Below are 240 nucleotides of genomic sequence, written 5' to 3' on the forward strand. Positions count from 1 at the left end.
GAAAACAAGCTCGGCGACAAGATCAAGGTCATCGGTTTTGACTCGGATGAAAAGACCGTCGGCTTCCTCAAGGAAGGCGTTCTCGCCGGCCTCGTCGTCCAGGATCCGTATCGCATGGGCTATGACGGCGTGAAGACTGCGCTTGCCGTGTCCAAGGGCGAGAAGGTCGAGACATTCGTTGACACCGGCGCAAACCTGGTGACCAAGGCCAACATGGCAGACCCGAAGATCGATGCCCTT

Annotated in this window: 1 protein-coding gene; it reads left to right on the top strand. The window is 57.5% G+C overall.

The window, feature by feature from the left end:
• The coding region (locus NLU14_RS22800; protein WP_275710902.1) for a substrate-binding domain-containing protein at positions 1-240 on the top strand (240 nt) is incomplete at both ends.

The organism is Marinobacter iranensis (assembly GCF_029207565.1).
Classification (GTDB): Bacteria; Pseudomonadota; Gammaproteobacteria; order Pseudomonadales; family Oleiphilaceae; genus Marinobacter; species Marinobacter iranensis.